Source organism: Streptomyces beihaiensis (assembly GCF_026274175.1).
Lineage (GTDB): Bacteria > Actinomycetota > Actinomycetes > Streptomycetales > Streptomycetaceae > Streptomyces > Streptomyces beihaiensis.
In genome coordinates, this window is record NZ_JAPHNL010000112.1 from 37,014 (window position 1) to 51,992 (window position 14,979).

Annotated in this window: 9 protein-coding genes; 7 read left to right on the forward strand and 2 right to left on the reverse strand. The window is 71.8% G+C overall.

Annotated features, from left to right (window positions below; translation table 11 throughout):
* Window positions 1-80: 80 nt before the first annotated feature.
* Together OFY01_RS12285 and hflX are read left to right on the forward strand one after the other, a co-directional pair.
* Window positions 81-1,592 carry a M1 family metallopeptidase gene (locus OFY01_RS12285; protein WP_266599168.1) on the forward strand — a complete coding sequence of 504 codons (1,512 nt, stop codon included), beginning with the start codon at window positions 81-83 and terminating at the stop codon, window positions 1,590-1,592.
* Window positions 1,593-1,775: 183 nt separating this feature from the next.
* Window positions 1,776-3,299, forward strand: a complete 1,524-nt coding sequence (hflX, locus tag OFY01_RS12290; RefSeq protein ID WP_266599170.1) for a GTPase HflX — start codon at window positions 1,776-1,778, stop codon at window positions 3,297-3,299.
* A 128-nt stretch (window positions 3,300-3,427) separates the two neighbouring features.
* Here the strand turns inward: hflX and OFY01_RS12295 are convergent, their stop codons facing one another.
* Together OFY01_RS12295 and OFY01_RS12300 are read right to left on the reverse strand one after the other, a co-directional pair.
* Window positions 3,428-4,651, reverse strand: a complete 1,224-nt coding sequence (locus OFY01_RS12295; protein ID WP_407700326.1) for a trypsin-like serine peptidase — start codon at window positions 4,649-4,651, stop codon at window positions 3,428-3,430.
* Between the two features lie 242 nt (window positions 4,652-4,893).
* A complete protein-coding gene (locus OFY01_RS12300; RefSeq protein ID WP_266599174.1) occupies window positions 4,894-6,123 on the reverse strand; it encodes a trypsin-like serine peptidase in 1,230 nt (409 codons plus the stop codon).
* A gap of 254 nt (window positions 6,124-6,377) precedes the next feature.
* On the opposite strand from OFY01_RS12300, the gene OFY01_RS12305 reads away from it, so the two are divergent.
* From OFY01_RS12305 to OFY01_RS12325, 5 genes are all read left to right on the forward strand, one after another.
* A complete protein-coding gene (locus OFY01_RS12305) occupies window positions 6,378-6,821 on the forward strand; it encodes a helix-turn-helix domain-containing protein (protein WP_266599176.1) in 444 nt (147 codons plus the stop codon).
* A gap of 60 nt (window positions 6,822-6,881) precedes the next feature.
* Window positions 6,882-9,269, forward strand: coding sequence for an excinuclease ABC subunit UvrA (locus OFY01_RS12310; protein WP_266599178.1), 2,388 nt, complete (start codon window positions 6,882-6,884; stop codon window positions 9,267-9,269).
* Between the two features lie 342 nt (window positions 9,270-9,611).
* Window positions 9,612-11,132: a diaminobutyrate--2-oxoglutarate transaminase family protein gene (locus OFY01_RS12315; RefSeq protein ID WP_407700327.1), complete on the forward strand. Its 1,521-nt coding sequence runs from the start codon at window positions 9,612-9,614 to the stop codon at window positions 11,130-11,132.
* Between the two features lie 562 nt (window positions 11,133-11,694).
* Window positions 11,695-13,965, forward strand: coding sequence for an IucA/IucC family protein (locus tag OFY01_RS12320; protein WP_407700328.1), 2,271 nt, complete (start codon window positions 11,695-11,697; stop codon window positions 13,963-13,965).
* Between the two features lie 182 nt (window positions 13,966-14,147).
* Window positions 14,148-14,972 carry a GNAT family N-acetyltransferase gene (locus OFY01_RS12325; protein WP_266599180.1) on the forward strand — a complete coding sequence of 275 codons (825 nt, stop codon included), beginning with the start codon at window positions 14,148-14,150 and terminating at the stop codon, window positions 14,970-14,972.
* The last annotated feature ends 7 nt before the right edge of the window (window positions 14,973-14,979 follow it).

Here is a 14,979-nt window from a genome sequence, read left to right on the forward strand (position 1 = left end):
TGAACTCCGCGGGCCCTCGTTCGGGTGGTCCGTGCGCGTGCCGCCCGGGGTGCGGCCGCGCACGCTGATAGCCGTGGTCCGTGCTGCTGAGTTCCCGCCCCCCACGTGCCGCCGCGCTGCTCGCCGCCGGTGCCTGCCTCACCCTGATCGCCGCGGCCGCGCCCCGTCCCGCGGGCCCGCTCGGTATCGGCGACCGGCTCTACCCTTACCTGGGCAACCCCGGATACGACGTGCAGTCGTACGACATCGCTCTCACCTACAGCGGCGACAACCGCAAGCCGCTCGACGCCGTCACCAAGATCGACGCACGCACCAACGAGCGGCTCGACCGGATCAACCTCGACTTCTCGCACGGCACCGTGCGCTCGGTGGAGGTCAACGGCGCCCGCGCCTCCTTCGCCACCAGCGCCGAGGACCTGGTGATCACCCCTGACCGGCCGGTCGGCCCCGACCAGCCGCTGCACATCACCGTGCGGCACACCAGCGATCCCATGCCGAGCAAGAAGGAGGAGGTCGGCTGGGTGCGCACCAAGGACGGCCTGGCGATGGCCAACCAGGCCGACGCCGCGCACCGCGTCTTCCCGTGCAACGACCACCCCTCCGACAAGGCGCTGTTCACCTTCCACATCACGGCCCCCAAGGGCCTCACCGTCGTCGCCAACGGGCTGCCGCTCACCCGCACCCGGGCCGGCGCCACGACCCGGTGGTCCTACCGCACCGTCCACCCCATGGCCACCGAACTCGCCCAGGTCTCGATCGGCCGCTCCGCCGTCGTCCACCAGCGGGGCCCGCACGGACTTCCGGTACGCGACGTCGTCCCGGCCAAGGACCGTGAGGCGCTGCAACCGTGGCTCGACAAGACACCCGGCCAGATCGCCTGGATGGAACGGAAGGTCGGCCGCTACCCCTTCGAGAACTACGGCCTGCTCGTCGCGGGCGCGACCACCGGCTTCGAACTCGAGACGCAGACGCTCTCCCTCTTCGAAAGAGAGCTGTTCCTGCGCAGCGGCTACCCGAAGTGGTACGTCGAGTCGATCATGGTCCACGAGCTGACCCACCAGTGGTTCGGTGACAGCGTCAGCCCGCGCACCTGGTCCGACGTCTGGCTCAACGAAGGTCATGCCACCTGGTACGAGGAGCTGTACGCGCAGGAGAAGGGCCACCAGCCCATGGAGAAGCGGATGAAGGCCGCCTACCAGCGCTCGGACGCGTGGCGCGCGGCCGGCGGCCCGCCCGCCGCTCCCAAGGCGCCCGCACCCGGCGAGAAGATCAGCATCTTCCGCCCCGTGGTGTACGACGGGGCCGCCCTGGCCCTCTACGCGCTGCGCCAGGAGATCGGCGAGCCGAAGTTCGAGGAGCTGGAGCGCACCTGGCTGCACAGGTACCAGGACTCCACCGCGACCACGGCCGACTTCGTGGCCCTCGCCTCCGAGGTCTCCGGGCGCGACCTGAGCGGCTTCCTGCACGCCTGGCTCTACGACCCAAAGACGCCGCCGATGCCGGGCCACCCGGACTGGAAGGTCCAGCCGGTCCAGAAGGCGCGGGCGGCGCGGAAGCAGCCGGTCGCGGCCGCCCGCGAAGAACTCGGATGACGAGACGGCCCGTACCGTGCGACCATCTTCAGGTCGACGGCGCGGGCCGTCCGACCGGCCGCCGAACCCCCGAGGATTGCCCTGGGGCACCCACGGGAATCCTGGAACCGTCTCCCGCGTTGAGACAGGTGACGGACACGGCGTCCGTCCCTCTTTCCGACAGCCCAGCGACGTAAGGATCCAATGACCTCCTCTTCTTCCTTTTCCCAGGACGCGCAGAGCCTCGCGCACACTCACCCCGACGGTCTTCGGGCCGATGCCCTGATGGAAGAGGACGTCGCCTGGAGCCACGAGATCGACACGGAGCGGGACGGCGAACAGTACGACCGCTCCGAGCGAGCGGCACTGCGTCGTGTCGCGGGGCTGTCCACCGAGCTCGAAGACGTCACCGAAGTCGAGTACCGGCAGCTGCGACTGGAGCGTGTGGTCCTCGTCGGCGTGTGGACGTCGGGCACGGCGCAGGACGCGGAGAACTCCCTCGCGGAGCTGGCCGCACTCGCCGAGACGGCGGGCGCGCTGGTGCTCGACGGCGTCATCCAGCGCCGCGACAAGCCGGACGCCGCGACGTACATCGGCTCCGGCAAGGCACAGGAGCTCCGCGACATCGTGATCGAGACCGGCGCCGACACCGTCGTGTGCGACGGTGAACTCAGCCCCGGCCAGCTCATCCACCTTGAGGACGTCGTCAAGGTCAAGGTGGTGGACCGCACCGCCCTGATCCTCGACATCTTCGCCCAGCACGCCAAGTCCCGAGAGGGCAAGGCGCAGGTGGCGCTCGCGCAGATGCAGTACATGCTGCCGCGCCTGCGCGGCTGGGGTCAGTCGCTGTCCCGGCAGATGGGTGGCGGCGGCTCCGGCTCGGCGGGCGGCGGCATGGCCACCCGTGGTCCCGGTGAGACCAAGATCGAGACGGACCGGCGGCGGATCCGCGAGAAGATGGCGAAGATGCGCCGTGAGATCGCGGAGATGAAGACCGGCCGCGAGGTCAAGCGCCAGGAGCGGCGTCGCAACAAGGTGCCCCCGGTCGCCATCGCCGGTTACACCAACGCGGGCAAGTCCTCGCTGCTCAACCGCCTGACCGGCGCGGGCGTCCTGGTGGAGAACGCGCTGTTCGCCACCCTCGACCCGACCGTGCGCCGGGCCGAGACTCCGAGCGGCCGGCTGTACACGCTGGCGGACACGGTCGGCTTCGTACGGCACCTGCCGCACCACCTGGTCGAGGCGTTCCGCTCGACCATGGAGGAGGTCGCCGACAGCGACCTGATCCTGCACGTGGTCGACGGCTCGCACCCGGCACCGGAGGAGCAGCTCGCCGCCGTACGCGAGGTCATCCGCGACGTCGGGGCCACCCAGGTCCCGGAGATCGTGGTGATCAACAAGGCGGACGCGGCGGACCCGCTGGTGCTGCAGCGCCTGCTGCGCATGGAGAAGCACGCCATCGCCGTCTCCGCCCGCACCGGCGAGGGCATCGAGGAACTGCTGGAGCTCATCGACACCGAGCTGCCCCGGCCCGAGGTCGAGATCGAGGCCCTCGTGCCCTACACGCGCGGCAAGCTGGTCGCGCGGGCGCACACCGAGGGTGAGGTGATCTCCGAGGAGCACACCGCGGAGGGCACGCTGCTCAAGGCGCGCGTCCACGGCGAGTTGGCGGCGGAACTCACTCCGTACGTCGCCGTTCCCGCTCCCGCCGCGGCGGTCGTCGCCTGACGGAGCCGTGCGACGGGACGAAGACCCGTCATCACGCGCGCGTGGGCCCCTTTCCCGGACGGACGGGAAAGGGGCCCACGCGCGCGTATGCGGGGCGGCCGTCGCCTGCCGGGGCGAGGGGCCGTCGCCTACTGGCCGCCGTACTTCTCGCTCATCGTGTCGAAGACCTGACGGGCCTCCGCGCCGAGCTGGGGGCCCGCGAGCCAGGTGTTGTCGGCCGGACCGATCGACGTGTTCGAGACGAGGACCGTCTTGCCGTCACGGACCCGGAACCAGCCGCCCCCCGACGAACCGCCGGTCATCGTGCAGCCGATCCGGTACATCGTCGGCTGCGTGGGGTCGAGCGAGAGCCGTCCGGGCCGGTCGACGCACTTGTGCATCAGCAGACCGTTGTAGGGCGGCGCCGCCGGGTAGCCCCAGGCACCCATCGCACCGACCGACCGCACGGACGGTGTGGAGAAGTCGACGTCCAGCGCGTTGCCGACCGTCTCCTCCAGGGACTTGGCGCCGTGCTCGGGCCTCACATGCAGTACGGCGAAGTCGTAGGGCGCGCCCGCCCCGCCCGTCTCGGAGCCCCCGTCGATCCATTCGTTCGAGGTCGACGCCCAGTCCGCCCAGTAGGTGCCGTACGGCGCGATCTCCTGCCGCGTGGCATCGCGCAGCGCGTCCGCCGACTTGCCCAGGTCGTTGTAGGACGGCACGAACGCGATGTTGCGGTACCAGCCGCCCTTCCTGCCCGCGTGCACGCAATGGCCCGCGGTCCAGACGAGGTTGGACTTGCCGGGGTGGCGCGGGTCCTTCACGACGGTGCCGGAGCAGACCATCGAGCCCTCGGGGGAGTCGAAGAAGACCTTGCCGACCGGCGCGGCGTGCCGGTGGTACGGCGTCTTCTCCGGCGTGGCCCGAACGGGTTCGGGCGCCGGATCGGTGACGCCCTGGTCGTCCGTGGCGTCCTTGGCGGCGATCGTCTTGCCGGGATCCTTGGCGGACTCCATCCGCTTCGGCTTCCACAGCCCGTCGATGACCGGGTTGACGAAGTCCTTCGCCTCGCGCAGCCAGGTGGACCTGTCCCAGTTCTTCCAGGCCCCGTCCTTCCACTTGCCGGGGTCGATACCGTGCTGCTTGAGCCGGTCGGCGATGTCGCCGGGCAGCTTCGCGCCGCTGCCGCCGCCCCGTGACGCGGTGGCCGTCGGCTTGCCGCCCGCCGCGTCGTCCTTGCCGCCGTCGCCGCCCTTGCAGGCCGTGGCGGTGAGCGCCAGGACGGCGGTGAGCGAGGCCGCGGCCACGGCGGAGCCCCTGGCCCGTACGAGCCGTCCGCGTCCGGGCATGAGTGGTCGGCGTGTGGAACGCATGATGCGAGTACCCCCGTGGGAAACGCGTGCGCGCCGGGCCGCCGGGCCGCCGGGCCTCTCGGTCTCGCCGGCGGTCCGGCGCGCGGTGATGTCTTGAGCGTGAGCCATGTCATGGGCGTGTCAGCATGCGAGGCGGGCGGCCGCCGGGCCCCGCCGTGACACAGCACCCCACTATGCCTGTGGGGTCGAGGGGGAACGGCGGCGAGGTGGTGAAGGTTTCCCGCGCCCCGCCGCCGACCGGGTCACTGTCCGGCGAACTTACGGCTCACGGCCGTGTAGATGCTCTTGGCACCCTTGCCGAGCCGCGGACCGGCCAGCCAGCCCGAAGTCGCCGGGCCGATCGAGGTGTTGGAGACCAGCGCGGGCTTGCCGTCAGGCCCCTTGCCGATCCAGCCGCCGCCGGACGAGCCGCCGGTCATCGTGCAGCCGATCCGGTACATCGTCGGGTCCGCCGAGGCGAGCGAGAGCCGGCCCGGCTTGTCCGCGCACTGGTACAGCTTCTGACCGTCGTACGGAGGAGCCGCCGGGTAACCCTTCGCGGTCAGTCCGGAGATCTTCGGCACCGCCGGCGCGTTGAAGTCCACCGGCATCGCCGCACCGACCGTCTCCTCCAGGGACTTGCCGGTGGCGCCCTTCTCCGGCGTCACGTGGATGACCGCGTAGTCGTACGGCGCGCCCTGACCACCGGTCGGACCGCCCTGCTCGATCCACTGGTTCGACGTCTGGGCCCAGTCGGCCCACCACACGCCGTACGGGGCGATCTCGTCCCGCGTCGCGCCCCGCAGCTGGTCGGCGGACTTGGCGCTGTTGTTGTACGAGGGCACGAACGCGATGTTGCGGTACCAGCCGCCCTTCTTGCCCGCGTGCACACAGTGGCCGGCCGTCCAGATCATGTTCGACTTGCCGGGGTGCGCCGGGTCGGTGACCACGGTCGCCGAGCACACCATGTGCCCTTCGGGGCTGTCGAAGAACAGCTTGCCCGCGTACGGCGCGCTGGAGTGGTACGGGCCGGCCACGGCCGCCGCCTGCACCGGGTTCGGCGTCGGGTCCGTCACGCCCTGGTCGCCGGAGATGTCGTTGTCGTCGACACCCTTGCCCGGGTCCTTGTCGGCGTCACGCATCCGTGCCGCGTCCCACAGCCCCTTGATGACGGGGTTGACGAAGTCCTGCGCCTCACGCAGCCACTTGTCCCGGTCCCAGTTCTTCCACTCGCCGTTCTTCCACTTGTCCAGGTCGATCCCGTGAGCCTTCAGCCGCTGCTTGATGTCGTCCGGGATCTTGACCTTGTCGCCGCCCGAAGCGGCCGTCGCCGACGACGTCGGCTTGGCGTCGGCGTTGTTGTCGCCGGGGCCACACGCGGTGGCGGTCAGGGCCAGCGCCGCGCTGAGCGCGACCGCCGCGGCCACAGGGGCCGTCCTGCCGCGCGCGCTCGCGCAGCGGCGTACGGCGAACAGTGGGCGTGTGGATCGCATGTCGTGAATCCCCCTGGGTCTTTCGCAACGATGTGCTGACGTACGGATGCGGCGGGCGAGCGCCACGGGCCCCGACCGCCGAACGGTCCCCCACACTATGTGGCGGCTGCGGGTGTCGGCCCACGACTGCGCAACGGTTCGGCTACAGACCGTGCCGCAGCCCGTACGACCTGCTGATACTCCCGGCATGGGGCGGTTTGACGGGTTCTCAGGTATCTGGGGCGGCGAGGAGCGGGACGTGGCACGATGACGACGTGACCCCACGACGCGCCACGGACCAGTACCTGCGCGACCTCGCGCTGCTGCGCCGCGTGCGCGACCGTATCGACCGGGAGTACGCGCGTCCGCTGGACGTCGAGGCGCTGGCGCGGGACGTGCACATGTCCGGGGGACACCTCAGCCGGCAGTTTCGCCGGGCGTACGGGGAGTCGCCGTACTCCTACCTCATGACGCGCCGCATCGAACGCGCGATGGCGCTGCTGCGCCGCGGCGACCTCAGCGTCACCGAGGTCTGCTTCGAGGTCGGCTGCTCGTCGCTGGGCACGTTCAGCACCCGCTTCACCGAACTCGTCGGCATGCCGCCGAGCGCCTACCGCAAAGAGGCCCAGCGGGCCACCGAGGGGCTGCCCTCCTGTGTGGCGAAGCAGGTCACCAGGCCGGTCAGAAATCGAGAAGCGCCCCTGTCCGGGTCGGATTAGCGTGGCAGGAAAGGACCTCCCGGTCCCGCCCCACACCATCGACTTGGAGACAGGAAGACCATGGCCAGGAGGACGGACAAGCAGTCGACCGCGCCCCACGTCGCCGACAGCCACGATCTGATCCGTGTGCACGGCGCGCGCGAGAACAACCTCAAGGACGTCAGCATCGAGCTCCCGAAGCGGCGCCTCACCGTCTTCACCGGTGTCTCGGGCTCGGGCAAGAGCTCCCTGGTGTTCGACACGATCGCCGCCGAGTCGCAGCGGATGATCAACGAGACGTACAGCGCGTTCGTCCAGGGCTTCATGCCGACCCTCGCCCGCCCCGAGGTCGACGTGCTCGACGGACTGACCACCGCGATCACCGTCGACCAGCAGCGCCTGGGCTCCGACCCCCGCTCGACCGTCGGCACCGTCACCGACGTCCACGCGATGCTGCGGATCCTCTTCAGCCGCCTCGGCAAGCCGCACATCGGTCCGCCCGGCGCCTTCTCCTTCAACGTCGCCTCCGTCAGCGCCAGCGGGGGCATGACCGTCGACCGGGGCGGCGACCGGACGAAGACGGAGAAGGTGACCTTCAGCCGCACCGGCGGCATGTGCACACACTGCGAGGGCCGTGGCACGGTCTCCGACATCGACCCGGCACAGCTCTACGACGACTCCAAGTCGCTCAACGAGGACCCGTTCACCATCCCCACCTACACGGGTGACGGCTGGATCGTGCGCGTCATCAGGGAGTCCGGCTTCTTCGACCCGGACAAACCGATCCGCAAGTTCACCAAGAAGGAGCGGCACGACTTCCTGTACCGCGAACCGACCAAGGTGAAGATCAACGGGGTGAACCTCACGTACGAGGGCCTGATCCCCAAGCTGCAGAAGTCGATGCTCTCCAAGGACCGGGAGGCGATGCAGCCGCACATCCGCGCCTTCGTCGACCGCGCGGTCACCTTCGGGGCGTGCCCGGAGTGCCACGGCACCCGGCTGAGCGAGCAGGCGCGGTCGTCGAAGATCAAGAAGGTGAGCATCGCCGACGCGTGCGCCATGGAGATCAGGGACCTGGCCGAGTGGGTCCGCGCGCTCGACGAACCGTCCGTGGCACCGCTGCTGACGGCACTGGGCCAAAGTCTCGACTCGTTCGTGGAGATCGGCCTCGGCTATCTCTCGCTCGACCGGGCCTCCGGCACGCTCTCCGGAGGCGAGGCACAGCGCGTCAAGATGATCCGCCACCTCGGCTCCTCGCTCACCGACGTCACGTACGTCTTCGACGAGCCCACCATCGGGCTGCACCCGCACGACATCCAGCGGATGAACAACCTGCTGCTGCGGCTGCGGGACAAGGGCAACACCGTCCTGGTCGTCGAGCACAAACCGGAGGCCATCGCCATCGCCGACCACGTCGTCGACCTCGGTCCCGGCGCGGGCACCGAGGGCGGCACGGTCTGTTACGAGGGCCCGCTGGAAGGGCTGCGCGGGAGCGGCACCGTGACCGGCCGTCACCTCGACGACCGCGCACAGATCAAGGAGTCGGTGCGCAAGCCGACCGGGAAGCTCGCCGTCCGCGGAGCGAACGCGCACAACCTGCGGGACGTGGACGTCGACATCCCGCTCGGTGTGCTCACCGTCGTCACCGGCGTCGCGGGGTCCGGCAAGAGCTCGCTCGTCCACGGGTCGATCCCGGCCCACGAAGGCGTGGTCGCCGTGGACCAGACCGCCATCCGCGGCTCCCGGCGCAGCAACCCGGCGACGTACACCGGCCTGCTGGACCCGATCCGCAAGGCATTCGCCAAGGCCAACGGCGTCAAGCCCGCACTGTTCAGCGCCAACTCCGAGGGCGCCTGCCCCACCTGCAACGGCGCCGGGGTCATCTACACCGACCTCGCGATGATGGCCGACGTCTCCACGGTCTGCGAGGACTGCGGTGGCAAGCGGTACGACGCGTCGGTCCTGGACTACACGTTCGGCGGGCGCGACATCAGCGACGTGCTCGCCATGCCCGTCGCCGAGGCGGAGGAGTTCTTCGGCTCGGGCGACGCGCGCATCCCTGCCGCGCATCGCATCCTCACCCGTCTCGCCGACGTCGGCCTCGGCTACCTCACCCTCGGCCAGCCGCTCACCACGCTCTCCGGCGGCGAGCGCCAGCGCCTCAAACTGGCCACCAACATGGGCGACAAGGGTGGCATCTACGTCCTGGACGAGCCGACCACCGGACTCCACCTCGCCGACGTGGAACAGCTGCTCGGCCTGCTCGACCGGCTCGTCGACTCCGGCAAGACGGTCATCGTCATCGAACACCACCAGGCCGTCATGGCCCATGCCGACTGGATCGTCGACCTGGGGCCGGGAGCCGGCCACGACGGTGGCCGCATCGTCTTCGAGGGCACCCCCGCCGACCTCGTCGCCGCCCGCACCACGCTCACCGGTGAGCACCTCGCGGAGTACGTCGGCGCCTGACCCGCCGAACCTCGCCCCACCGCCCGTGCCATGAGCCGGACCCGGACCCGTGGCACGGGCGCACGCGCGCGTGCAGAGCACGCGGGGCACACTGTGCGCCACGCGCGCGTGGAGACACGCACGGAGGCGTAAAACTCTCGTCATACATCGCGTACGACCCGTGATCCCGAGGCCCTCCCGTCGTTGGTACGTACGGGGGATTCGCTGTCGGCGCGCTGCCCTCGAACCGACCAGCCGTCCCGTCGGGACGGCGGACCAGGTGGCCAGCCCGCCAACTCGCCCCGCCCACCGGTGAGTCGACACCCCCTGTCGGCCGCACAACCAGCGGGAGGACCAACAGTCGTGGCCGTGACCGATCCTGCGCCCCTGGCGGCGCCCCCGCCGTGCGACGCCCCCCACGTGCGCGAGGCCGCCACCGACGAACAGGCGGGGCACCCGGTGGCCGAGGGAATTCTGCGCCGCCAGGCCGCACGGGAGTCCGCGGCACGCACGTACGCGCGCGCACTGCCCATCGTGCCCGTGCGCGCCCGCGGCCTCACCATCGAGGGCGCCGACGGCCGCCGCTACCTGGACTGCCTCTCCGGCGCGGGCACGCTCGCGCTCGGCCACAACCATCCCGTGGTGCTCGAAGCGATCCGCGCGGTGCTCGACTCGGGTGCGCCGCTGCACATTCTCGACCTGGCCACGCCCGTGAAGGACGCCTTCACCAGCGAGGTGTTCCGTACGCTGCCGCCCGCACTCGCCGACCGGGCGCGCATCCAGTTCTGCGGACCCGCGGGCACGGACGCCGTCGAGGCGGCCCTGAAGCTGGTACGCACCGCCACCGGGCGCTCGGGGCTGCTGGCGTTCACCGGCGCGTACCACGGGATGACGGAGGGGGCGCTCGCCGCGTCGGGCGGCGCGCGGGACGTCCGGGTCACGCGCCTGCCCTACCCTCAGGACTACCGCTGCCCCTTCGGCGTCGGCGGTCGGCGCGGGGCCGAACTCGCCGCGCGCTGGACGGAGTCGCTGCTGGACGACACCAAGTCCGGCATCGGGCACCCCGCGGGCATGATCCTCGAACCGGTGCAGGGCGAAGGCGGGGTGAACCCCGCCCCCGACGCCTGGCTGCGCCGGATGCGCTCCCTCACCGCGGACCGGTCGATCCCGCTCATCGCCGACGAGGTGCAGACCGGTGTGGGCAGGACCGGCGCCTTCTGGGCCGTGGACCACAGTGGTGTCGTGCCGGACGTGATGGTCCTGTCCAAGGCGATCGGCGGCAGCCTCCCGCTCGCCGTGATCGTCTACCGCGACGACCTCGACGTCTGGCAGCCGGGCGCCCACGCCGGTACGTTCCGCGGCAACCAGCTCGCCATGGCGGCGGGCACGGCCACGCTCGCGTACGTCAGGGAGAACCGCCTCGCGGAGCGGGCCGCCGTTCTCGGCGACCGGATGCTCGGTGAACTGCGCACCCTGGCCGAGCGGTTCCCGTGCGTCGGTGATGTACGGGGCCGGGGCCTCATGATCGGCGTGGAACTCGTCGACCCGGAGGCGCCCGGAGATCCGGGCGGCGACCAGGGCGGCGACCAGGGCGGTGCCCGGGACAGCAGAGGTGCAGGAGGCCGTCCGGAAGGCGTCCGCCTCGTTCCCGGCCAGCGGCCCGGCACCCCCGTTCCCGTGCCGCCCCGGGCCGCCCCGCACCTCGCCGCGGCCGTACGGGACGCCTGTCTGGACCGTGGCCTCATCGTCGAACTCGGCGGCAGACACAGTGCCGTCGTCCGCCTCCTGCCACCTCTGACCATCACCGACGAACAGGCCGCGGCCGTGGTCGACCGGCTCGCGGACGCCGTCGCGGCCGTGGCCCGGTCCCACCACCGCGACTAGGGCCGGTCCGATGAGCCAGGCTGGACTCGGTCCACCGCCACGGTCGGCGCAGGCGAGGCCGTGCGAGCCGGCGACCGACGGCAACGCCGCAGGGGGCATCCGCACGCCATGGAGGCGCCGGGGGAGTGCGCACCCGGCACCTGCGACTTCGGCAGGACCGCCATCCACCGCCGGGGGGACGCGGGGATCCCTCGGCGGGCAGCCGGGGCAGCCGGGGCAGCCGAGGGCCCTGCCTTCCACGGCCCGAAGAGCGTGTGGACACGCCCTGCGGTATCGCCGCCGGGATCGCCCTCGTGTCGTGGAGGCGGCGAGGCAGGAGTGCGCACCAGCCCTCACGACTCCGACAGGGCCCTCTCCCTCCGCCCGGGGACGTGGCGGGTTGCTCGGCGGGCCGCCGGGGCCGTCCCTCCCGCCGTCCGCAGGGCGTGGAGGCACCCGGCCCCGGACAGCCCCCAGCCGCGGCAGAGCCCGCGCGCACGTCCCCACCACCGATCGCAGTGGGCCCCGCCACCGAGCGGACCACCGCCCCACGGAGCCCATCACCGCACGCAAGGAAGCCCTCTTGAACGCCACTCCCGCACCCGACGGCCGCCTTCGTCCCGCTGTCGGCGGTTCCTGCGACACCCAGTCACCCCGAGCGTCCGAGCGCCCGACCGTGCCCCGGCAGATGAGCGTCGACGGCCGCGGCGCCGATCACCCGGGCCCGGCCGTCGCCGACCTCCTGGAACATCCCGACCCGACGACCGCCGCGCAGGCAGCGGCGGTCGAGAACCTGCTGCGCTGCTGGGTGCGTGAGAACGACATCACCCTTCCTGTTTCCCGGAACGTCCTGCGCGTCCCGCTGCCCGCCAGCGGCACCGCGCTCCTCGTCCCCGTGCACTACTGGTCGCCGACCGGCTGGCACCGCTTCGGCCTCCCTGCCCTGGAAGGCGGTCCGAACGGTGCGCCCCCCGTCGACGCCGTTACCCTCGCCGCCCTGCTGACCCGCGAGTCGGCGGCGCCCACGCCGCCCGACCCGGCGCCCGGCGAGGCGGGAGTCACTACGCCCCGAGTCCTCGACGCCGAGGCGGCGGGCACCGGCGCGCGAGGCACCGGACCGGCCGGCCCCGGCTGCCCCGACGCCCCGGCCGCCGACCGCTCGACCGCTGTAACGGCCACGGTTCACACCGCTCCTGGCACAGCGACCGGCTCTGCCGCGCCGAACGCCACCGGTTCCGGCACCCGTGACCACGCCGCCGCCCCCGCCGCCCCGGACGCCGCTGCCCCGGGCGACACGGCCACGGACAGGAGCGCCGCCGACGCAACGGGCTCCGGCAGCGACGGTCCCGGGGCCGTCGCCGGACCGAGCCCGGCCGCCGCGACGGGCGACGGGCAGGACCTCGTCGCGCGTGTCGCCGATTCACTGCGCCGGACCGCCGTGTTCATCGCTGACCGGCGCCGGCGGCCCGCCGACGCCTCGGACCGGTTCCTCGCCGCCGAACAGGCCCTGATCCTCGGTCACCCCCTGCACCCGACGCCCAAGAGCCGCGAAGGCCTCTCCGAAGCCGAAGCCCACCGGTACTCGCCCGAACTGCGCGGCGCGTTCGCGCCGCACTGGCTCGCCGTCGCGCCGGACGTCCTCGCCCAGGACTCGGCCTGGACCGTGCGCGGCCGAGCCGTGCCGGCCGCCGACATCACCTCCCGGCTGGCCGGTCCCGGTCTCGCCCTGCCCGACGGGCACGCCGCACTACCGGTGCACCCCTGGCAGCTCCGCGAACTGCGGCACCGCCCCACGACCGCCGCCCTCCTGGACGCCGGATTGCTGCGTGACCTCGGCCCGCACGGCGACCCCTGGTTCCCCACCTCCTCCGTCCGCACGCTCTATCGCCCCGGCTCGCCTTCCATGCTGAAGCTCTCCTTGGGCCTGCGCATCACCAACTCCCGCCGTGAGAACCTCCGCAAAGAACTCCACCGCGGCGTCGAGGTCCACCGGCTTCTGCGCGCCGGTGTCGCCGTGCGGTGGCACGCCGTCCACCCGGAGTTCGACATCGTCCGCGACCCCGCCTGGCTGGCCGTGAACGATCCGAGCGGGGCTCCCGTCCCGGGCCTGGACGCGATCCTGCGCCACAACCCCTTCGGCCCCGAACACGACGCCTCCTGCGTCGCCGGGTTCGTCTCGCCCCGGCCCGCCCCCGGCGGCACTGGTGGCACCGGTGAAGGGGAGCGGCGGGGCGTGACCTCGCGTCTCGCCGACACCGTCACCCGTCTGGCGCGCCGTACCGGACGCCCCCGCACCGCCGTGGCCGCCGAGTGGTTCCTGCGCTACCTCGAACACGTGGTGCGCCCGGTGCTGTGGCTCGACGGCGAGATCGGCATCGCTCTGGAGGCCCATCAGCAGAACACACTTCTGCTGCTCGACCCTGATGGCTGGCCCGCGGGCGGGCGCTACCGCGACAACCAGGGCTACTACTTCCGCGAGTCCCGCCGCGTCGAACTCGACCGAACCCTGCCCGGCATCGGCACGCACAGCGACACGTTCGTCTCCGACGAGGTCACCGACGAGCGGTTCGCCTATTACCTCGCCATCAACAACGTGCTCGGCCTCATCGGCGCGTTCGGCTCCCAACGGCTCGCCGACGAAGAGCTGTTGCTCGCGGCGTTCCGCCGGTTCCTCACGAACGCCGCATCCGGTCCCGACCGGCTGCGCAGCACGCTGCCGCAACTCCTCCTCGACACGTCGACCCTGCGCTGCAAGGCGAACCTGCTCACCCGGCTCCACGGACTCGACGAACTCGTCGGGCCCGTCGACACCCAGTCCGTCTACGTCACCATCGCCAACCCCCTCCGTACCTGACCCGACTGATTCGACCTGGCCCGACTTGATCCGGCCCGATCCGACCTCCACCCGGCCCATACCGAACCGCGCGGGCCCGAGGCGCGCGATCAACGTCCTCCGTTCCGCTCCCGCGCCCGTTCCGCTCTCCTTCCGTCCGTCCCCACGCCTTCCGCGCGTGCCTTCCCGAGAGGAGCACCGCCGTGCCTCCCACCGACGCGAGTGCCGGCACCGCCCCCGCCGCCGATGCGAACAGATCCGTCGAGGGCGTCAACGACGCCGACGGCCAGGACACCCTCGACCTGCGCCTTCCCGACGAGCTGCTCGACCTCATCGCCGAGCAGGAGCGCGAGCAGGAGCAGGGGCGGGAGCGGGCCGGCGGCGGGATCGCCACCGCCCCGCGCACCCGGGCCGAGGTCACCCACGCTCTTGCGGCACCGGCCGAGCAGGCCCTGCGGGATCTGTTGGACCACGTCGGGGGGTGGGGACCGGTCACCACCCCGGCAGGCGTCTTCCACCTCGTCCCCGCCCGCGTCGAACGCGACCTTGAGCTCATCAGCCGCTGGATGAACGACCCCGCCGTCGACGCCTTCTGGGAGCTGGCGGGCCCCGACACCGTCACCGCCGAACATCTGCGCCCACAGGTCGACGGCGACGGACGCAGCGTGCCCTGCCTCGGCGTCCTCGACGGCACGCCGATGAGCTATTGGGAGATCTACCGCGCCGACCTCGACCCGCTGGCCCGTCACTACCCCGCCCGTCCGCACGACACCGGCATTCACCTCCTCATCGGTGGCGCCGACAACCGTGGGCGGGGTATCGGAGCCACCTTGCTCCGTGCCGTCGCCGACCTGGTGCTCGACCGTCGCCCTCGCTGTGCACGGGTCGTGGCTGAACCCGACCTTCGCAACACCCCCTCCGTATCCGCATTCTTGAGCGCCGGCTTCCGCTTTGCCGCCGAGGTCGACCTTCCCGACAAGCGGGCCGCGCTCATGGTCCGAGACCGAGCCCTGCGCGCCCTGCTATGAGCTCGTC

What these genes read in the sequence shown, in the direction of transcription:
- hflX (WP_266599170.1), top strand. Translation starts at nt 1,776, where the DNA reads ATGACCTCCTCTTCTTCCTTTTCCCAGGACGCGCAGAGCCTCGCGCAC.
- OFY01_RS12295 (WP_407700326.1), bottom strand. Translation starts at nt 4,651, where the DNA reads ATGCGTTCCACACGCCGACCACTCATGCCCGGACGCGGACGGCTCGTA.
- OFY01_RS12300 (WP_266599174.1), bottom strand. Translation starts at nt 6,123, where the DNA reads ATGCGATCCACACGCCCACTGTTCGCCGTACGCCGCTGCGCGAGCGCG.
- OFY01_RS12310 (WP_266599178.1), top strand. Translation starts at nt 6,882, where the DNA reads ATGGCCAGGAGGACGGACAAGCAGTCGACCGCGCCCCACGTCGCCGAC.